The organism is Singulisphaera acidiphila DSM 18658 (assembly GCF_000242455.2).
Classification (GTDB): Bacteria; Planctomycetota; Planctomycetia; order Isosphaerales; family Isosphaeraceae; genus Singulisphaera; species Singulisphaera acidiphila.
Genome location: NC_019892.1, coordinates 5,042,607 through 5,060,870, shown reverse-complemented (window position 1 = coordinate 5,060,870; position 18,264 = coordinate 5,042,607). Strand labels below are relative to the sequence as shown.

At 63.3% G+C, this 18,264-nt stretch carries 18 protein-coding genes; 11 read left to right on the top strand and 7 right to left on the bottom strand.

Features of this window, described 5'->3' with window-relative positions; genetic code table 11:
- The first annotated feature begins 10 nt into the window (after window positions 1-10).
- A complete protein-coding gene (locus tag SINAC_RS19830) occupies window positions 11-355 on the top strand; it encodes a hypothetical protein (protein WP_015247383.1) in 345 nt (114 codons plus the stop codon).
- A gap of 38 nt (window positions 356-393) precedes the next feature.
- Here SINAC_RS19830 and SINAC_RS19825 read toward each other — a convergent pair whose 3' ends face one another.
- Window positions 394-1,026, bottom strand: coding sequence for a TetR/AcrR family transcriptional regulator (locus SINAC_RS19825; protein ID WP_015247382.1), 633 nt, complete (start codon window positions 1,024-1,026; stop codon window positions 394-396).
- A 57-nt stretch (window positions 1,027-1,083) separates the two neighbouring features.
- Here SINAC_RS19825 and SINAC_RS19820 point away from each other — a divergent pair, with 57 nt between their 5' ends.
- The gene (locus SINAC_RS19820) at window positions 1,084-1,923 is read left to right on the top strand and encodes an NAD(P)H-binding protein (protein ID WP_237722879.1); all 840 of its coding nucleotides are present in this window, start codon (window positions 1,084-1,086) and stop codon (window positions 1,921-1,923) included.
- 173 nt (window positions 1,924-2,096) lie between these two features.
- Here SINAC_RS19820 and SINAC_RS19815 read toward each other — a convergent pair whose 3' ends face one another.
- Window positions 2,097-2,450, bottom strand: a complete 354-nt coding sequence (locus SINAC_RS19815; protein ID WP_015247380.1) for a cupin domain-containing protein — start codon at window positions 2,448-2,450, stop codon at window positions 2,097-2,099.
- A gap of 845 nt (window positions 2,451-3,295) precedes the next feature.
- Between SINAC_RS19815 and SINAC_RS41255 the strand changes: the two genes are divergently transcribed.
- From SINAC_RS41255 to SINAC_RS19790, 5 genes are all read left to right on the top strand, one after another.
- Window positions 3,296-3,583: a DUF4465 domain-containing protein gene (locus SINAC_RS41255; protein ID WP_315850093.1), complete on the top strand. Its 288-nt coding sequence runs from the start codon at window positions 3,296-3,298 to the stop codon at window positions 3,581-3,583.
- A 57-nt stretch (window positions 3,584-3,640) separates the two neighbouring features.
- On the top strand, window positions 3,641-4,216 hold the full coding sequence (locus SINAC_RS19805; RefSeq protein ID WP_015247379.1) for a sigma-70 family RNA polymerase sigma factor: 576 nt from the start codon (window positions 3,641-3,643) through the stop codon (window positions 4,214-4,216).
- A gap of 165 nt (window positions 4,217-4,381) precedes the next feature.
- Window positions 4,382-7,981 (top strand): serine/threonine-protein kinase, encoded by a 3,600-nt coding sequence (locus SINAC_RS38065; RefSeq protein WP_015247378.1) that lies wholly within the window; start codon window positions 4,382-4,384, stop codon window positions 7,979-7,981.
- Between the two features lie 164 nt (window positions 7,982-8,145).
- Entirely contained in the window at window positions 8,146-9,021 is an 876-nt protein-coding gene (locus tag SINAC_RS19795) for a Calx-beta domain-containing protein (protein WP_015247377.1), read from the top strand.
- Window positions 9,022-9,191: 170 nt separating this feature from the next.
- Window positions 9,192-9,467 (top strand): hypothetical protein, encoded by a 276-nt coding sequence (locus tag SINAC_RS19790; protein ID WP_015247376.1) that lies wholly within the window; start codon window positions 9,192-9,194, stop codon window positions 9,465-9,467.
- Between the two features lie 1,094 nt (window positions 9,468-10,561).
- Here the strand turns inward: SINAC_RS19790 and SINAC_RS19785 are convergent.
- Entirely contained in the window at window positions 10,562-11,653 is a 1,092-nt protein-coding gene (locus SINAC_RS19785; RefSeq protein ID WP_015247375.1) for a DUF1559 domain-containing protein, read from the bottom strand.
- 210 nt (window positions 11,654-11,863) lie between these two features.
- Entirely contained in the window at window positions 11,864-12,172 is a 309-nt protein-coding gene (locus tag SINAC_RS19780) for a hypothetical protein (RefSeq protein WP_020467385.1), read from the bottom strand.
- A 121-nt stretch (window positions 12,173-12,293) separates the two neighbouring features.
- On the opposite strand from SINAC_RS19780, the gene SINAC_RS19775 reads away from it, so the two are divergent.
- From SINAC_RS19775 to SINAC_RS19765, 3 genes are all read left to right on the top strand, one after another.
- Window positions 12,294-12,515 carry a hypothetical protein gene (locus tag SINAC_RS19775; RefSeq protein WP_020467384.1) on the top strand — a complete coding sequence of 74 codons (222 nt, stop codon included), beginning with the start codon at window positions 12,294-12,296 and terminating at the stop codon, window positions 12,513-12,515.
- A gap of 116 nt (window positions 12,516-12,631) precedes the next feature.
- Window positions 12,632-13,537, top strand: a complete 906-nt coding sequence (locus SINAC_RS19770) for a DNA adenine methylase (protein ID WP_015247373.1) — start codon at window positions 12,632-12,634, stop codon at window positions 13,535-13,537.
- 47 nt (window positions 13,538-13,584) lie between these two features.
- The gene (locus tag SINAC_RS19765) at window positions 13,585-14,448 is read left to right on the top strand and encodes a plasmid pRiA4b ORF-3 family protein (protein ID WP_015247372.1); all 864 of its coding nucleotides are present in this window, start codon (window positions 13,585-13,587) and stop codon (window positions 14,446-14,448) included.
- Window positions 14,449-14,465: 17 nt separating this feature from the next.
- On the opposite strand, the gene SINAC_RS19760 is transcribed toward SINAC_RS19765, so the two are convergent.
- From SINAC_RS19760 to SINAC_RS19750, 3 genes are all read right to left on the bottom strand, one after another.
- Window positions 14,466-15,587, bottom strand: coding sequence for an acyltransferase family protein (locus tag SINAC_RS19760; RefSeq protein ID WP_015247371.1), 1,122 nt, complete (start codon window positions 15,585-15,587; stop codon window positions 14,466-14,468).
- 218 nt (window positions 15,588-15,805) lie between these two features.
- The gene (locus SINAC_RS19755; RefSeq protein ID WP_015247370.1) at window positions 15,806-16,315 is read right to left on the bottom strand and encodes a hypothetical protein; all 510 of its coding nucleotides are present in this window, start codon (window positions 16,313-16,315) and stop codon (window positions 15,806-15,808) included.
- Window positions 16,316-16,499: 184 nt separating this feature from the next.
- Window positions 16,500-17,159, bottom strand: a complete 660-nt coding sequence (locus SINAC_RS19750; protein WP_015247369.1) for a hypothetical protein — start codon at window positions 17,157-17,159, stop codon at window positions 16,500-16,502.
- A 500-nt stretch (window positions 17,160-17,659) separates the two neighbouring features.
- On the opposite strand from SINAC_RS19750, the gene SINAC_RS19745 reads away from it, so the two are divergent.
- Window positions 17,660-18,256 carry an RNA polymerase sigma factor gene (locus SINAC_RS19745; protein WP_015247368.1) on the top strand — a complete coding sequence of 199 codons (597 nt, stop codon included), beginning with the start codon at window positions 17,660-17,662 and terminating at the stop codon, window positions 18,254-18,256.
- Window positions 18,257-18,264 lie beyond the last annotated feature (8 nt).

Sequence of the window (18,264 nt, the reverse complement as noted above, 5' to 3'; positions counted from 1 at the left end):
GGCGGACCGGATGCGTCATCCACGGCAGCCGCCTGAGCCGGGCGAACCGCTTCGTCAGCGTGTCGAGCGTTCCATCGCGCAGGTGGAGCATCAGATTTGGCTGCTCCGTCATCTGCTCTGGTGGTACCTGCTCCCCCCTGCTCTTGCAATCCTGGCCTTCTTCGCCCAGGTCGCCTGGCAGGCGCGGGCGGGCGGTTGGTGGACGGCTCTCATCATGGCGGGGTTGGCCTTCGTAGAAGTGATTGTTTTTGCCGGCGTTTACGGGCTCAACCAATACGCCGTCCGCTCCGAGCTGGTGCCACGACGCCAGGAACTCGAGGCGCTGCTTGTGAGCCTCAAGGACGAAACGCCGTAACCGGCAAGCCGGCGCGACGATGACCTCCGCCAAATCGATCAGCGCTGTCTGCCCTCCCCTTCCCTATCATTTCCGGCCGAAGGGGGGATGAGCAGCCCTCGAACTGTCCGGGACACGGACGCGACCAACTCGGGAAGTTCCGTCTCCTCATGGAGCCAGCTCAGGCGACGCGCCCCCAGGATCTGGCAAACGCCCGCGATGAGCAGGTTGAACGCGAGCTCCGAATCGAAGCCGAGGCCAGAGTCCGACGCGCCGAAGGCCTGGCGGATGTCCGCAATCCCACGCGCTCGCCCCTCCCGAAGCGCGGCGAGGGTCGGCGGGTCGAAGCTCGGAAGCCGAAGCAGAATCTGCACCGTGGCGGGCCGCTTCGCCAGGGCCGCCACGCAGGCCGTCACGCACTGCGCGAAGCGAACGCGAGGCGGCAAGGCGTCGAGGTTGGGGTCGCAGAGCGCCCGCAATTCGGCCGCACTGGGCATGAATTGGTCATCGGCCGCATAAGCCGCCAGCAGACCCGATAGACCGCCGAAGTAACGATAGACCAACGCCTTGTTCGCCTGCGCCCGACCGGCGATCGCCTCCACCGTCAACGCCCTTCCCGAAACCAACTCCCCTTCGAGAGCCGTCAGAAAAGCCTGCTTCGTCGCTGCTCGCTGATTTGACTTTTGATTCATGACCACTATAGCAACGGCAACGTTACCGTTGCAAAAGCGAACGGGTTGGGGAGGTTGATGATGTCCGAGTCGTACTTGATTTTAGGGGCCACCGGCACGGTGGGTCGGCGCGTACTCGCAACGATGAGGTCCCTGGGGCACGTCGTCAAGGGGGCGTCGCGGCGGAATGCGGCGGGGCCCGACTTTCGGCGTTTCGACTTGCTGGAGCCGGCAACCCACGTCTCTGCGCTGGAGGGGGTGAGCACGGTAATGCTGATTTCCCGACCCGGCGATGAGGAGGCCCACATCCATGCCGAACCGTTTATTGATGCGATGGTCGGGCAGCGGGTGGGCCGGGTCGTGGTCCTCTCGGCGCTTGGAGCCGAGAAGCGGGCCGACTTTTCCCTCCGCAAGGTCGAAGCGTTGGTCGAGCGATCGGGAATGGCCTGGACGCACGTTCGCCCGAACTTCTTCATGCAGATGCTGGCCTCGCCTCCCCTCTGCACCGAGATCGTGACCCGGAATACGCTGAGCCTCCCCCTGGACGACGCCAAGGTCGCCTATGTCGACGCCGACGACGTCGCGGCGGTCCTCGTGCGGGCGTTGATCGACCCGACCCTGGCCCACCAAAGCTTTGAAGTCAACGGCCCCCGCTCGCTCGATCACGACGAGGTCACGGCGCTCATCGCGCGCCAGGTCGGCCGGGAGATCCGTTACGTCCCGTTGGACGAAGATTCCGCGCGGCGGCTCCTGGCAATCCGAGGACTGAGCCCGCCCCACGTTGAGCGGGTTCTGCGGTTCTACGCACTGACACGCCAAGGGGAGTGCGCCGCGTCCGACACGACCGTCGCGGCGCTGCTCGGCCGCCCGCTCGGCACGTTCGAAGCATTCGTCGCAGCGAATGCGGCCGCCTGGTGAGTCTTCGGGGAGCCCCGACGATCCCTGCTCCCCCCTGGGACCGCGGGCGGGGTGCCCGCGGTCCCAGGTGAGGAAGAGCGGTCGGCTGGGTCGTGTAGTGGCGCGAGCCATCGTCCGGCGCATAAGTCTCGCCTCTCGCCTTTTGGGGATCGGCGTCTGGCTCCCGGCTCAGATCAGGAGTGGGCGGGCGCCGATTCCGCTCCTTCGTAGTGGATCGCCAGCCAGACCGTTGGCTGCGCCGGGTCGGTCCAATCCACGCGATGCCGCTTGCGAGCGGGAATATTGACGAACGCGCCCGGCCGGAGATCGATCGGCGGCTCCCCTTCCAAGGTCAGTCGAGCCGCCCCCGTCAGGAGCAGCACCCATTCGTGCGATTCCTGGTCGTACCAAAAGCCCTCGGGCGAGACGTGGCCCAAAGAGACGATCCGCTCGATGCGGAAGCCGGCCCCTTGGAGAAGCGTCTGGAAAAGCTCTTCCGGAAGGTCGGCGGGAATCTCGGAGAAGAGATTGGTCAACTCAGCCATCATCAAACCCTTTGACTCGATTGCCCTGCATCAGACAATGCGTTCCTGCTCGCGACGAACGTCCGTTCGCTGTCGTTGATCTTACCAGGGCCAGGGCCAGGGCCAGGGCCAGAACCGGATCAAGCCCCAATAGCATTCCAAATGCCTTGCGGAACGATTCTCTCCCTGGATCTTTGCCCCACCAATATCACCGCATCGCCCACCCGGCCCAACGGCGATAATATCACCGGCCCCTCCATCTACGGTCGCAACGACTATTGCGGCAACTACAGAGAGAGGGCGGTCCGTTGTTTCCCGGGAACGGACGGCCCAAACGACGACTCGGACCAGGGCGACAAATCAGGAGTCCATCGAGGAGTCACCCTGACGGTCTCGGAACCGATCAACTCGATCACGACTCTCACGGGCGGGACGACTCACACCATCGTGGTTGGCGAGGCTCACGAAGCCAATTTCGGCATGTGGATTGGGCACAATAACTTCCTCGACCAAAGCGCCCTCATCAACACCCGCAACGGCACCGTGCCGGGCACGGTCTGGGCCTTCTGCCAGGTCGCAAAGACGAACAAAACCGTGGGCAAGCTCGGTTGCGATCTCAGCCAGGATGGACCTTGCTTCTGGCGTCCTTCGCCACGACGGCGGGTGCAAGCCCCATCACCACGACGTTCGACTCCTTCAGCTTTTCCTCAGAGTCGTACCTCAACGATGCCGGCCCGACCGGGTATTTTCTCAGCGACGGCCACAAATTCAACAACAATTAAAATTCATCACATGAAGTTTGACAATGATTTTCGATCTCGAATACGACAGATATCATTACAGCAGCACATCTCGATTAGAATAGCGCGATAACCGGAGGAGGCGCCGGCGGATCAGACACGTACGCCGTCGGATACACCCATGGCGAGGACGACCTCCTCCTTGATATTCAGGGCGACGATTCGAGCGGGAACCTGGTCGGAGTGGTTCATTTCTATTTGGCCGACTACCTCAGTGCCAATCCTGCAAACGGGACGATCGTCGATACCTGGGAGACGGTGGATCTCTCCTCGCTGGCCGGTTCCACGACGCTCCGGTTCGGTATCCGGTCTTCGCAGAATGATCGTAAGCGTCCGGTGGCTCCAGTGGCTGGGTGATGGGTGAGGCCGGTTTTTTGGTCGCAGCTCGCGCTTCGCCGGGATATGCTTGGCGGCATGGGCGACGTCACCCAGATCCTCGCTGCGGTCGAGGCCGGCGATCCAACAGCCGCCGCCGAATTGCTGCCGCTTGTCTATGACGAGTTGCGGAAGCTCGCCGCTGCGCGGATGGCCGCGGAGCAACCGGGCCAGACTTTACAGGCCACCGCGCTGGTCCACGAGGCGTACCTCCGGCTGGTCGGGGCTGACGCCAGCCCGCACTGGAACAGCCGCGGGCACTTCTTCGCCGCCGCCGCCGAGGCCATGCGCCGCATCCTGGTCGAGCAGGCCCGGCGCAAGCAGGCCGTCAAGCACGGCGGCGATCACCCGCGGGTGGACCTGGACGACGTCGAGCCTGCAGTCGCGGGACCGGACCTGGACCTGATCGCCCTGGACGAGGCGTTGGAACTCCTCGCCCGCAGTGCCCCGCGCAAGGCTGAACTGGTCAAACTCCGTTTCTTCGCCGGCCTGACCATCGAACAGGCCGCACACGTCCTCGGCATCTCGACATCCACCGCCGATAACGACTGGGCGTATGCCAAGTCGTGGCTCCGGGTCGCCCTCGACGGCCGACCGGGTGACCGGCCCGCCTGATCCGACAAAAAAATTCCCGATTCGGGTTGGGGAATCCCCCGCCCGTTCTCGCACTGGTAGGTAGCGGGGCGTGAACATCGATGTTGAGCCCGTTGCCCGTGGCTTTCGTCCCGCCCGTTCTCGCACTGGTAGGTAGCGGGGCGTGAACCCCGGTGGGGGTGCGTCATGGCGGCATTCGACGAAGAAGCGGTTTTCCAGGTGGCCCGGCAGATCGACCGACCGGACACCCGTCGGCTGTACTTGGACCAGGTGTGCGGGTTGGATGCAGACCTCCGCGCCCGCGTGGACGCCCTCCTGCGGGCGCACGACGAGGAGCAGAGCTTCCTGGAGCGGCCCGCCGTCGCTCCCGGCGCAACCGGCCCGGTCGCCCCGCGGGAAACAGTCGGTACGCACATCGGGCCGTACAAACTGTTGCAGCAGATCGGCGAGGGCGGCATGGGGACGGTGTACATGGCCGAGCAAACGCACCCGGTGCGCCGGCGGGTGGCACTCAAAGTGATCAAGCCGGGCATGGACTCCAAGCAGGTGGTGGCCCGGTTCGAGGCCGAGCGCCAGGCCCTGACCCTGATGGACCACGTCAACATCGCCCGCGTGTTCGACGGCGGCACCACGGGCACCGGGCTCCCCTACTTCGTGATGGAACTGTTTACCGGGGTGCCGATCACCAAGTACTGCGACGACAACCACCTGACCCCGCGGCAGCGTCTGGAGCTGTTCGTGCCGGTGTGCCAGGCGATCCAGCACGCGCACCAGAAGGGCATCATCCACCGGGATGTCAAGCCGAGCAACGTGATGGTCACCCTGTATGACGGCCGGCCGGTGCCGAAAGTCATCGACTTCGGGGTGGCCAAGGCGACCGAGCACAAGCTGACGGATCAGACCTTATTCACCCAGCACGGCGGGGTGATCGGCACCCTGGAGTACATGTCGCCCGAGCAGGCAGAGATGAGTGCCCTGGGGGTGGACACGCGGAGCGACGTGTACTCGCTGGGTGCGCTCCTGTACGAACTGCTGACCGGCAGCACGCCGCTGAGCCACAAGCGCATGAAGCAGATGGCATTCGCGGAGATCATCCGGCTGATCAAGGTGGAGGACCCGCCCTGGCCGAGCACCCGCTTGAGCAACTCGGGTGAGGCGCTGGCGTTGATCTCGGCGCAACGGCAGATGGAGTCGGGAAAGCTGACGCGGTTGGTTCGGGGAGAGCTGGACTGGATCGTGATGAAGTGCCTCGAGAAGGACCGCGGGCAGCGGTACGAGACGGCCAACGGGTTCGCGGCCGACCTGCTGCGTTACCTGGCCGACGAGACGGTACAGGCGTGCCCGCCGTCGGCGCGATATCGGTTCAGCAAGTTCGCCCGGCGGAACAAACGGGCGCTGGCGACTGCGGCTGTGCTGGCCGTGGCGGTGCTGGTCGTGGCGGGAACACTCGGGTGGGCGGTGCGCGACCGCGAGGCCCGCGCCCAGCAGACGGCCCGCGAGCGGGCTGATCGTGAGGTGGCGATCCAGGCGAAAGTCGCCACCGCCCTGAACGAAGCGGAACGGTGGCGGGAGCAAGAGAAGTGGCCGGAGGCACTCTCGGCGGTCAAGCGGGCCGAGGGACTGTTGGCCGGCGCCGGGAGCGACGTCCTGAACGAGAGCGTGCGGTTGTTCCTGCGAGACGTAGACTTCGCCCTTCACCTCGAAGAGATCAGGCTACTGGCAAGCGAAACGGTCGACGGGTCCTTCGACTGGAAACGTCAGGATCAGAGGTACGAGGAGGCCTTTCGCGCCTACGGCATCGATGTGGCGGGACTGTCCGCGGACAAGGCGGCGCGCATCCGCGTGCGGCCCAGGGTGGCCGTGGCGATGGGCGTCGCCCTGGACGACTGGGCGGGTGTCCGAGGAAACATTGATCCGGCCGGCCGGGAGGGGCTGACGGCCCTGGCCCAGACCGTTGACCCCGACCCGTGGCGTAACCGGGTGCGCGAGGCCCGAGGTCGGAAGGATGGCAACGCACTGGGGGAGTTGGCAGCCGCCCCAGAGCTTTCGCGACAACCGCCCACCAGCCTCAGCGTGTTGGCAGGCGCGTTGCGCCAAGCGGGCCTCGCGGACGCGCAAGTTGGGACGCTGCGCCTGGCGCAGCGGCAACATCTCGGCGACTTCTGGGTGAATTACAACCTGGCGATTGCTCTCTCGAAGCTCGGACCCGCGCACCGCGACGCGTCAGTGGCGTTTGCCACCGCCGCGGTGGCACTCCGCCCGCAGAGCGCCGCCGCCCACAACGTTCTCGGCATCGCCCTGAAGGTTCAAGGGAAGTTCGGGGAGGCTGTAGCCAGCTATGAGCGGGCCCTTACGCTCGATCCGAAACACGTCCCTGCGCACTGCAACCTCGGCGGCGCGCTGATGGCGCAGCAGAAGTTGGAGGAAGCCAACGCTCGTTTCCGCGCGGCGATCGCACTCGATCCGAATTCAGCCCCCGCCCACACCGGCCTTGGCTGGGCGCTGTGCGACCAGGGTAAGCTGGATGAAGCCGTCGAGAGCGGCCGACGGGCGATCGCACTCGATTCAAAATCGGCCTCCGCCCACTACAACCTCGGCCGCGCCTTGGCCCTTCAGAAGAAGTTGGACGAGGCGATCTCGTGTTACCGCCAGGCGATCGCGCTCGATCCGACATTTGCCAAGGCCCACATGAACCTTGGAAACGAGTTGGGCAACCAGGGGAAGTGGGCCGAGGCCGTCGCGTGTTACGAGACGGCCACCCAGCTCAACCCGAAGGACGCCGTCCCCCACATCAGCCTTGGTGTCGCGCTGTCGAAGCAAGACAAGTTGGAGGAGGCCGTTGCCAGCCTCAAGCGGGCTATCTCGCTCGATCCGAACTACGCTACCGCCCACTACAACCTGGGCGTCGCGCTATCGAAGCAAGACAAGTTGGACGAGGCCGTCGCCAGCCTCAAGCGGACTATCGCGCTCGACCCGAACTACGCTACCGCCCACTACAACCTGGGTAATGCCTATTCCGAACAGAGGAAGCTGGACGAGGCTGTAACGAGCTACAGGCGGGCCATCGAACTCAACCGGAACTACACCAGCGCTCATCTCAACCTTGGCAATGAACTGATCCGCCAGGGGAAACTGGTCGACGCCGTCACCAGTTTCAAGCGGGTCATTGAACTCGACTCCAACCACGCTCGCGCCCACAACCAACTGGGCATCGCCCTGAGGCGCCTGAAGCGATGGGACGAGGCCGTCACAGCCCACCGAACGGCTATCAAACTCGACCCGAAATACGCGCGTGCGTACCACGAGTTGGGCGTAACGCTGCAGGCACAGGGGGAGTTGGGTGAGGCCATCACCAGCTACAAGCGGGCCATCGAACTGGAGCCAAACAACACCGAGCGATTGGCCGACCTCGCGTGGCTCCTGGCGACGTGTGGCGAGGTCAAGCACCGCGACCCGGCCGGGGCCGTTGAACTGGCACAACGGGCGGTCGATCTGAGCCCCGACGACGACTTCCACCAGGCCGCCCTCGGCGTGGCCCACTACCGGGTGGGAAACTGGAAGAACGCGGTCGCCGCCTTGTCCAGGGGGATGGAACTGAGGCCGGGCGAGGCGGGAGTCACCTGGTTCTATCTGGCGATGGCTCACTGGAAGTTGGGCGACAAGGGCGGCGCTCGGAAGTTCTACGACCAGGGCGTCAAGTGGGTTGAGAAGTCCAAGCTCAAGAATGAACCGGCAGTGCAGGCCGAGGCCGCCGACTTGATGAGTGTCAAAGAGACACAGAAATAAATAAGAGATCCGCGAACGCGGGTCCGGCTTCCGAAACGTGGCCGGTGGGGTCCTTACCGCCAAGCAAGCCCCCCACCGGCCCGGCACCGCCCCGGCGCACGGCCTGCGCGCCGGGAACGATGTCCCCTTGCCGTGTCGCAGGCCGTAATTGCAAGGAGAGTCTCATGTGGTTCCGCGATCACTTCAGCTCCCTGGGCCACGGGTGCATGCCGGCCCGACACACCACGAAGGCCCGGACCCCGCGTCAGTCGCGCGCGTGCCTTCTGGACTGCGAGGCGTTCGAAGATCGCATCGCCCCGGCTTCGCTCTCGGTGAGTGATGCCGTCATTCTCGAGGGCAACACCGGCACCCAGAACGCGGTGGTAGTAGTGCGGCTCTCCGCGCCCAGTTCCACGACGGTGACGGTGAACTATAGCACCGCCAACGGCTCCGCCGTCGCGGGCAGCGACTATGCTGCGACGTCGGGCACACTGACGTTCGCCCCCGGACAAACGAGCAAGTCGATCCTGGTGCCCGTGAAGGGCGACCGGCTGGCGGAGCAGGACGAGACGTTTTCCATCTCGCTCCGCGGGGCCAAGAACGCGACCATCCGTGACGGGCAAGGGATAGTTTCCATCCTGGACAACGAGCCGCGGTTCAGCATCGGGACTGCGGTGGTCGAGGAAGGGAACGCGGGCACGACGCTGATGACCTTCACGGTCATGATGGCCGCCCCCTATGACCAGGAGGCGACGGTCAACTTCGCCACTCAAGATTACACCGCCACGACCGCCGACGGGGATTACGTAGCCACGGCCGGGACGCTAAGGTTCGCCCCCGGTGAGATGACCAAGACCATCACCGTTGTGGTCAACGGCGACCTCAGGGCGGAGGGGGACGAACGATTCTTGGTGAACCTCAGCGGCGCTTCGGCCAACGCCCAGATCGTTGTGGCCCAGGCGAACGGCTACATCGCGGATGACGACTCAGCCTGGTACCCGCCCAACTACTACGAGTGGAATTACTACGACTCCTACTCCGGCGGCAGTGCCGGGTGGTAGTTGGGGAAAGTCTTCACCGAACAACTCAATCCTGGAAGCAGAGCGGCCGGTGGGGTCCTTACCGCCAAGCAAGCCCCCCACCGGCCCGGCACCGCCCCGGCGCACGGTCTGCGCGCCGGACGTGGGCTCCTGCGCGCGCCTTGCAGACCACACACACGAAGGAGACAAACGTGTCCTCACCCTCGTTCCGCCCCCAGGTCGAATCACTCGATGGCCGCTGCCTCCCGAGTGGCAATCCGGTCATGACGATCGGCGACGCGACCCCGGCCGCACTGCTCGGGAGCACGACGGAGCACAACGGGTCAGACAGACTCGGCGGCCTGGAGTTTTCCGCTATGAGATTGCAAATGTCGTTGGACCGACTCTCCAAACTGCACGACACCCTCTCCACGATTCTCCAAAGGATCTCAAGAGTCCAGGAAACGATCGTCGGCCACCTCAAGTAAAGGGATCGCGGTCTGAGGATCGAAGGCGGCCGGTGGGTCCTTGCGCCAAGCAAGCCCTCACTGCCCCGGCGCACGGTCTGCGCGCCGGGAACAATGTACTTTTGTTGTACCGCAGACCAATCCACCTGTGGAGTCTATCCCATGCGTCGGTCCTTCTAGCTGCGATCCCCCTTCGCGCTGTTCGCACGCTCCGTTCCTGACACCCGTCGCACCCCCTCCCGGTTGGGGGTCGAACCGCTGGAGGACCGCACGGTCCTCAGCACCTTCACCGTCCGCACCCTCGCCGACAGCGGCCTCGACTCGCTACGGCAGGCGGTCGCGGTCGCCGACGCATGACTCGGGGTCGGGATGACTGGCTGGGTCTTTCCCGTACGACTCTTTCATTCGCGACTCTCCGCCGGTTTTAAACGGAATGATCCAACCTACGGGGTGAATCCCCCGGCCTATTTTGCGGCGGACAACTTCGTCGCCACAACGAGCCCGTAAGAGGAGCGGGCCCCCCAGTAACCTCGATTTCCGTTGGTGAGCAATGGCAATGCCGTGCCGGGACCTATTCCCGGCATCGGAATCTGCTAACAGGGCAAAGCAGAATCAGCCCCCATCGCCTGGGATGGACTCAGGGAGCCATCCCTGACTTGATCGTGGGCACACACGTTGCGCCCCGAAGCCGGCACCTGGGTGCTCGGACCCTTCGGGGCCATCGTCCTTACACATAAAGCCTCGCGCATCGTCGCCCGGACATGGCGCGGAGCCGTCCGCCTCGAGATCCCTGACGAGGTCCGCGCCTGAAGTTAAGGAGCGCCGAGGCCCCAAACGCGGATGTGATCATCCTCGCAAGCAATGAGCACACTCATTTCGGATCAAACAATCCCATTCGCCGCCCTATCCACGGGTGCAGCTTTCACGCTCCCCCGTCGCGATGCGGACGAGCTTGTCCGGTCGGCATCGCTGCCAATCGAGTGAATTGCGTTCGTTACATCGGTTGCATAAAAACACCCCACTGGGATCTCAGTAAAAAGAGAGCTTGAGGCAGAGGTATTGCGTTGCATCATTGGCTGTGAATGCATTCACAGCACAGTCATGTTTCGTAACACTCAATAGCTATCGGAAGAGATGACTTCCCCACCGGCCTTGGTACCAAGTGCCCAGTAGACGGGGGGGCTGATCGAGTCCTTGATGAATTTGACGCTTCCGTCACAGAACCCCACATTCACTCCGCCAGGGTGATTACTGTTGGCGTTGATGAAGCTGGAATAGTCGGATCCTGGGTGCGTGTCGGTTCGGCACGCGCTCCATGGGTACTGCTTCGAATTCGGTGTAACAACGGTGTTGAAGAACGTGAAACCGGGCGAGCCAATTCCCCAGAATTGGCCACGGTTGGAGGCCGTACCAGTCGCAGTCCTCGCTGCACGGGCCCATACCTCGTTGCATGCCGCAAGGCCGCTCAGTACGTTCGAGCTGAGTACCTGAGACTCGCTGGAGGAAACAACCGGATTGAGCATGTTGTTGATATGCGACGTGCCGGTTCCACCAACCGCCGTCCGCTTGTAGACGCGCGGGTTGTTGCTGCCTACCAACGCTTCCGACCACATGATCGTATTTGACGTACCGTCCAGTACGGCGGAAACATCATAAGAGATCTTATGTGCGAAAATACCGGTAACACCACCGGCATACCACGGGTCAGTCGTCGTGCCCATGGACCCGTGATAGTTGTTCTGTCGGATCCCCGCACCGGTGGAGATGGTCAGACCATCCGACGGGCAGAGGAACGTCGAAATCCTGGCGTTGAGGGCGGACGTGTTCATCGGACCGCCGGGATGGAAGCCAGGGCTCGGGTTCAAATTGAAGTTACATGCGTTGAAAATCGCCAACTGCTCCAGGTAAGGGAGCATCATGGCCTGTCCGCTGAAGTTGCCCCACGAACTCGGTGCAATCACCCCGAAACTATTGCCGAGAGTATTCGTGGCATTCCGCAATGGGTAGCTCTGATTGGCCGATTGATAAGTGTTGGCGGCCAACCCCATCTGTTTCAGATTATTGATGCACTGGGACCTGCGCGCCACTTCGCGAGCAGTCTGAACTGCGGGAAGCAGAAGGGCGATCAGAACCGCAATGATCGCGATGCCGACAAGCAGTTCGATCAACGTGAAACCGAACCGGGAAGATGGAGCTCGTGCCATCATGTCCGCATCCTTTCGCACAGATAAAACGACCGTGTTTCAGAAAAAGACGATGAATACGAATGATGTGGCAAGATCAATCAAGGAGGCATGATACTACCGCGCTGCTGTCTGGTTGTCCCAGCCTGCGAGGCTGCATCGTTGTCTGCAGTCTGATCCCGAATCTCCTGCTGCTCAGCCTGTTTCTGAGCCTCCGTTTGCACGAGCGGCTCATCACCCGATGAGCAGCCAACCAACCAAGGCAATCGACACCAAGCCCAGCCCCATGAATGTGGCTCCAACGAGACAAAATCGTTTGGCACGGATCAAAGAAACCCGCCTTGCAAAAACGAAATGAGCGAATTCTCTGTTCCGACGAAATTCCAAATACAAACCCCACCCACGAGCAACACTACAGAACATCCATACTTTACTCCCAACAGTATCGACGCCAATGACATCCCTATCGAAAAAAATCACAAGGGATACAAAAAGCAACACGAACAAAGAAATCGAGTCTTTAGGGGCACACGCAGTGCTCATTCAGGCGACTCGTTAGAGCTGATTCACGAAGAACAGGACCAGGTCCGCGACCGTCTTGACGTTCCCGAAGAGCGGGTTCTTGGCGCAATCATCCAAGCGACCGACCTGTGCGACATGAGATGTGATTCGCCAGGTCTTCCAGGTCCTCCGGATCGATGTGAAGATCGTCGGTGGGACGGAGGGGCAACGTGCGGCGGCCGAACCTGCAATCGGGCTGCAACTCCTCGAAGACAGCGACGCAAGCCTCTTCACTCTTCTCCCCGGCACCTGCCAGGGGGGTTCCGGATTCGGCCGGTCGCTCCGCCGCCCCTGGCTGAGGACATCACCTTCACTCCATTCGTAAAGGCACGAAGCTCTCCCTTCACCTCACCAACCAGGCCGGGACGCCTTTCGACGTTTCGCCCCCGAACGCTACAATGGCACTCACTCCTCCAGGAGAAAAAGACACCACGACTCCCAATGGGTGCAACCATGCCGCTTGGCGTGTTTGAGGAACCTGAGTCATGGCGTGTCCCGCCATTCAAGAGCCAACTGCTCAAATGGATCGGCAACAAGCAGCGGTTCGCGCATCACATCGTTTCTTACTTCCCGCCGCGATACGGCACCTATTACGAGCCGTTCCTGGGGAGCGCGAGCGTACTCGCCACCCTGGCCCCGGCCCATGCCATCGGCTCCGACCTGTTCCGGCCGCTGACCGAGATCTGGCAGACCCTGCACCGGTCCCCGGAGACGCTCTTGCAGTGGTACACCGAACGGCGAGCGCTCATGATGAGCGGGGAGAAGGTCGCCCAGTACGAGAAGATCAAGGCGTCCTACAATGCAGGTCCCAACGCGGCCGACCTGCTCTTCCTCTGTCGGTCTTGCTACGGCGGGGTCGTTCGCTTCCGCAAGGGAGACGGCCACATGTCCACACGTTGCGGGGTCCACACGCCGATCCCGACCGCCACGTTCGCCCAGCGCGTCCGGGAGTGGTCGCACCGAACCGCCGGGACCACGTTCCTACTCGCCGACTTCGAGGAAGCCATGAGCATGGCCAAGGCGGGAGACCTCGTCTACTGCGACCCGCCCTACACGGACACCCAGACCATCCTCTACGGCGCCCAGTCGTTTAGCCTGGTACGGCTGTTCCAGGTCATCGGCGAATGCAAATCGCGGGGCGTGAAGGTGGCCCTCAGCCTCGACGGGACGAAGCGGTCGGGGGAAAAGATTTGCACGCTCGCCGCCCCCGACGGCCTCTTCGAACAAGAAGCTCGGGTCCACTGCGGTCGATCCATGCTCCGGCGGTTCCAGATGGGCGGGCAGTCGCTCGAAGGCGAGGTCGTGGCCGACCGCCTGCTGCTCACCTATCGCGACGCGAACGATTAACCCTCGACTCGTCCGGCAGAAATCCTCGACAGACACAGGAGTGAGTCATGGCACCGAAGAAGAGTGCGAAGAAAGAGACCAAGTCCGATTATCTTCGCAAGGTCCTGGGGAAGAATCCCAATCTCGAGCCCGATCAAATCAACCAGGGATGGACCAAGTCGGGGCACGCCGGGACCATCAGTAACGCGCTCTATTACCACGTGCGGGCCGAGATGGGGATCAAGTCGGAGTGGGGTTGGTACCCGGCGTCGGAACCTGCGGTGAAATGGGTGAACCCCACCAGCGCGGGGGAGGCCAAGTCGACCCCCTCGCGTTCAGGCAAGGTCGTCGGCGAAGTCTACCAACTGAAGCTGACGCTCCTCAACGTGGAACCCCCGATCTGGAGGCGAATCCAGGTGGCCGACTGCACCCTCGACAGGCTCCACGAGCACATCCAGACGGCGATGGGCTGGACGAACTCCCACATGCACCACTTTATCATCAACGGCAAATACTATGGCGGCCCGATGCTCGTCGGCCAAAGTCCTTACGACGATCCCCACTATACCGACTCCACCACAACGATGCTGAGCGCGATCCTACCCGCGAACGGCAAACCGTTCCGGTTCGGCTACGAGTACGACTTCGGAGACAGTTGGGAACATGAGATCCTGTTCGAAGGCCGCCTGCCGGCCGAACCCAAGAAGCAGTACCCCCTCTGCCTGGAAGGGGCCCGCGCCTGCCCGCCCGACGACGTGGGCGGCGTCTGGGGCTACGCCGACTTCCTCGAAGCCATCGGCGACCCGCACCACGAAAACCACAAGGAGATGAAAAGCTGGATCGGCGGTCGCTTCGACCCCGAAGCGTTCAGCCCGGCAACGGCCACCCGGCGCATGAAGCAGGGCCTGCCGGACTGGCGTTCGACGCGGTAAGTTCGGGTTCCCGTCCCCTACTCGCCTTCAGAACCGCTGGGGCGATTGAGCAGCGGATTCGCGAGAGGCCTTCGAGCATTCGCCACGGGTCCCAGGGCCAGCGGTTTGACCGGCCGACGCGCGAGCGTCCACAGCGGTCGTTCCACAAGCCAGCGTGTGAGCCCAGCCATGACGATCGCGAGCGTCATGGCTAACCAGGCCGTCCGCCAGCCCCTTGTGGTCGGGCCTTGGCCCAGGGCCTCACCCGCCAACGCGATCGCGACGAACGAGTACAAATAAATCCCATAGCTGATCCGACCGAGGCCGTTCAACCATCGCGTCCGCAAAAGTCCCATGGAGGGATGCCCAGCATGGGTGGCAATCATCCCGATGAGCGCGGCGTAAGACAAGTTCGTCGCCAGGACGGCGAGCGACTGCCAGATCTCGAGGGGGCGGTCGAAGGAACGTGTCATTCTCTCGGACCAGAACCTGAACCAGACGAGATAACCCAGGCCGAGCAGCCCTGCCGCGATCGACCAGCGACCGACCCGCCGCCGATCGATCGGCCCTGGCCGAGAGAGGACCAGTGCCAGGAGCGACCCCAGGGCCAACCCGTCAGACCGGGCCACGAAGGTCCAGGGGTGAAGACCGCTCGCGCGGCAGTACACCGAGTCGATCAGCAGGATGACGGCCAAGATCATGACCCCCGCGCGACCGAACACGCGAATCACGACCGGCCATAAACAGCAGAAGAGCACTTCGACTTCGAGCGACCACGCGTGAATGATCAAGTTCGAATAACGTATGGGGTACGTATTCGACCAATACAAGGGCGCGTTGGCCGTGAAGGTCGCGGCCCTCAGCAGGCCGAAGAGATGGTCGGTGTCCCATCGGGAACCGTCCGCCGCGAAGACGACGATCAAAAGCACGTAGTAGGCCGGCAGCAGGCGGAGGAATCGTTCCCGGAAGAAATCCGAGAGTCGAAGCCTGGACTCGTCGTTCTCGACGACCATTTTGTAGGTGAGCACGAACCCGGACAGCACGAAGAACAGGTCGACCCGCGACCAGCCGTGAAACCAAGAGGCCTCCGTCGCGTGCGCCAAGAGGATCAGGATCGCCCAGATGGGTCTCAGGGCATCGAGTTCGGTGATCCTTCGCATAGACATCGTTGATGTCGAACAGGGCCTTCGAACATGTCACCTTGGCGACATGGTATCGACGTTCCCGCCTCGCCCACAAGGTCGTTGCTCCGACGACCCGGGGGTGAAGTTTCACGCTCTTAAAGACGCAGGTCGGGGATTCAGATGACGGCTCCACCTTTACCGGTTGGATGAGGCCCGTCCATCGCATTGAACAGACAAGCAAATGTTTTTTACATTCACAGAATCTCACCGGCCACCCGGAGGTCGGCAACAGCCGCCTCCAGAGAGATGGCATACCGCAATCCGGCGGCGGCGGCATCGGGGACGATGTCCGGGTGGAACACGGTCGCGTTCGGGGCAGCAAAGTCCGACCGGTTCGAGCTGACCAGCAGCCGCGAGTGAGGATATCCGGCGGCCACCAGCAGGGTGCTGAGCCGAAGGGCGTGGCCAAGGATGTGACAGTCTTTCACCGTCCCCTTCGCCGACGACGGCTTCTGCTTGGCCGCCACGCGGTCGATCGCCCAGGACATGCCGGTGTAATCCCGGTCGAGTGTGTCGGCTGCACTCAACAGGTCGCGCGACAACTGTTCAAGCTCGTCGATCAAGGTGCCGGGGGGGAGTACCGGAAGGGGCGGGGCCGACAGCCCGAGGTCGGCGGCGATTTGCCAGGTCGCGGTGAATGCCCGGACGCCGTTCTCGCCATCCCGCCGCGCGGCCGGCAGGTTGTCGGCCCACTCGGCATGCACGATGTCCTGAACGAATAGCCGAACCTCCGGTTCGCCGCCAGCGTCCGGAGCTCGACGCCCGCTTGGACCGCCACGGTTAGGTCGCGCAGCGGTGCCCGGACAATATCGAGCAACGTGCAGGTATCCAGGAAGAGGATTGGCCGGGGGGTCCCGATCAAGTCTGCCGCGGCTTGGGCAAGGGTGGTCATGGGGCCATGACGGCCAGCCGCTTGGCCAGCCACTCGGAGTCCGCGAAAAACCGGTCGGTGAGTGCCGTGACGGTCTCCTGCTCCCAACCGCTGTCCGCAAGCCACCGGCTCAATTCGGCCCGGTCGATGGCAACCTGCTCGGCCAGGCAGCCGGCGACAAGCTCGTCCCACAACCCTTGTACCCGGTCTGTAAGTGGCCACTCCCCGTCGGCCGTGTCCGCGAGCCGGGTAAACAGCATTTCGGCGGCAGGGGTAATGGCGCTTCGCGGGCCGAACGCCGGCCGCGTGTAGCGGACGCCAACCGCACTGGCGGCGGGCAGCACGCAGCCGCCAGCGAACTCGGCGACCAACGGACCGATCCGCCCTGCATCGCCCGAGGGCGGATGGCGGAGCACCTGGACCGGGCCGCCGCGCACTCGGGTTGCCGTCACGCGCTGGAGCCACACCCGCAACGCCGCATCCCCCGCCCGGTCGAACCTGTAGCAGCGGATGTGGTCCGGCCGCAAGCGGGTTCGCTCGTACTCACCGTCGCGAACCCAGCCGGGCGAGAGTGTCGCGTCGATCCCGTCCAGGAACCGGCCGACGACACCCGGCTCACCCCGGTACAGCGAAGAACGCCAGTCGCGCAGCGAGACAAACAGGTCGACCACAGCCATGTGCGCTCCTCCGGATGGGTGTCCGCGAGTTATATTATACAATGTCGGCTTCCGGCGCAGTAGGCTGGCCCGACTACCTCACCCTCTGTAAGTGGGCAATGAGTTCGGCCCGGACCTGTCCTTTTCAAGCTCTCGATGGACTCGCTTTCCTTCGGACTTCCGGGCTGATTGCACCGGAGTGTTTGCGGATCTTCCGGGGGCCCTGCGGTTCCATACTCGGACCCCATGCGGGAATGCCTTGGCCTGTTTCGCACGGGGTCCGAGTACGGAACCCGTGGCACCCCAAACGTCCTTCATTTCCCGGTGAAACCTGGCCTTCCGAGACAGACTCTCACACTCGCTCAATAGAAGCTCGACCAGACGGGCGGCTCACTGCCCCGCCTTGATACGACGGTCGGTCGTCGTATAATCTCAGGCGAGCTTATGATGAGCGTCGATTCGATGTTGTCGGAGACCGCATCGAGATCGCCGCCGACCGAGCCTGGGCCGGAGGTGACAGGATGTCGAGCAGCACGGACTCCCAGACCTCCCCGACGTTGATGGAGAGGCTTCGGCGACAGCCCAAAGACGCCAGGGCATGGGATCGTTTCGTGCTGCGCTACCAGCCGAAGATCTACGGCTGGTGCCGTGAGCGCGGCCTGCAAGAGGCGGACGCGGAAGACGTTGCTCAGGACGTGATTGCGATCCTCACGCAGAAGATGGCGAGCTTCCGGTACGACCCGTCGCGGCGCTTCCGTGCCTGGCTGAAGAAGATCACCTCCCATGCCCTGAGCGACCTCATCGCGCGCCGATGTCGGGCCGTCGGAGACAGGCCGACTCCGCTCCTGGAGTCCCTCGAGGACCGCGTCGACCTGGAAAAGCGTATCGACGAACTCTTCGACCGTGAGCTTCTGGAACTGGCGATGGCGAGCGTACGCAAGCGGGTGGCGACCGCGACGTGGGAGGCCTTTCGCCTGACGACCTTCGAGGGCCACTCCGGCGCTGAGGCCTCACAGCGGCTCGGCATCCCGGTCGCGTCCGTCTTCGTGTCCAAGCACCGAGTCCAGAAGTTGCTCAGAGAGGTGATCGCTCGGCTCGAGGGCGCGGCCGAGGGATGAACGGGCCG

Excerpts from the sequence above, each read along its gene's own strand:
- SINAC_RS19830 (WP_015247383.1), top strand. The coding sequence starts at position 11 with ATGCGTCATCCACGGCAGCCGCCTGAGCCGGGCGAACCGCTTCGTCAG.
- SINAC_RS19825 (WP_015247382.1), bottom strand. The coding sequence starts at position 1,026 with ATGAATCAAAAGTCAAATCAGCGAGCAGCGACGAAGCAGGCTTTTCTG.
- SINAC_RS19820 (WP_237722879.1), top strand. The coding sequence starts at position 1,084 with ATGATGTCCGAGTCGTACTTGATTTTAGGGGCCACCGGCACGGTGGGT.
- SINAC_RS19815 (WP_015247380.1), bottom strand. The coding sequence starts at position 2,450 with ATGATGGCTGAGTTGACCAATCTCTTCTCCGAGATTCCCGCCGACCTT.
- SINAC_RS19805 (WP_015247379.1), top strand. The coding sequence starts at position 3,641 with ATGGGCGACGTCACCCAGATCCTCGCTGCGGTCGAGGCCGGCGATCCA.
- SINAC_RS38065 (WP_015247378.1), top strand. The coding sequence starts at position 4,382 with ATGGCGGCATTCGACGAAGAAGCGGTTTTCCAGGTGGCCCGGCAGATC.
- SINAC_RS19795 (WP_015247377.1), top strand. The coding sequence starts at position 8,146 with ATGTGGTTCCGCGATCACTTCAGCTCCCTGGGCCACGGGTGCATGCCG.
- SINAC_RS19785 (WP_015247375.1), bottom strand. The coding sequence starts at position 11,653 with ATGATGGCACGAGCTCCATCTTCCCGGTTCGGTTTCACGTTGATCGAA.
- SINAC_RS19780 (WP_020467385.1), bottom strand. The coding sequence starts at position 12,172 with ATGAGCACTGCGTGTGCCCCTAAAGACTCGATTTCTTTGTTCGTGTTG.
- SINAC_RS19770 (WP_015247373.1), top strand. The coding sequence starts at position 12,632 with ATGGGTGCAACCATGCCGCTTGGCGTGTTTGAGGAACCTGAGTCATGG.
- SINAC_RS19765 (WP_015247372.1), top strand. The coding sequence starts at position 13,585 with ATGGCACCGAAGAAGAGTGCGAAGAAAGAGACCAAGTCCGATTATCTT.
- SINAC_RS19760 (WP_015247371.1), bottom strand. The coding sequence starts at position 15,587 with ATGCGAAGGATCACCGAACTCGATGCCCTGAGACCCATCTGGGCGATC.
- SINAC_RS19750 (WP_015247369.1), bottom strand. The coding sequence starts at position 17,159 with ATGGCTGTGGTCGACCTGTTTGTCTCGCTGCGCGACTGGCGTTCTTCG.
- SINAC_RS19745 (WP_015247368.1), top strand. The coding sequence starts at position 17,660 with ATGTCGAGCAGCACGGACTCCCAGACCTCCCCGACGTTGATGGAGAGG.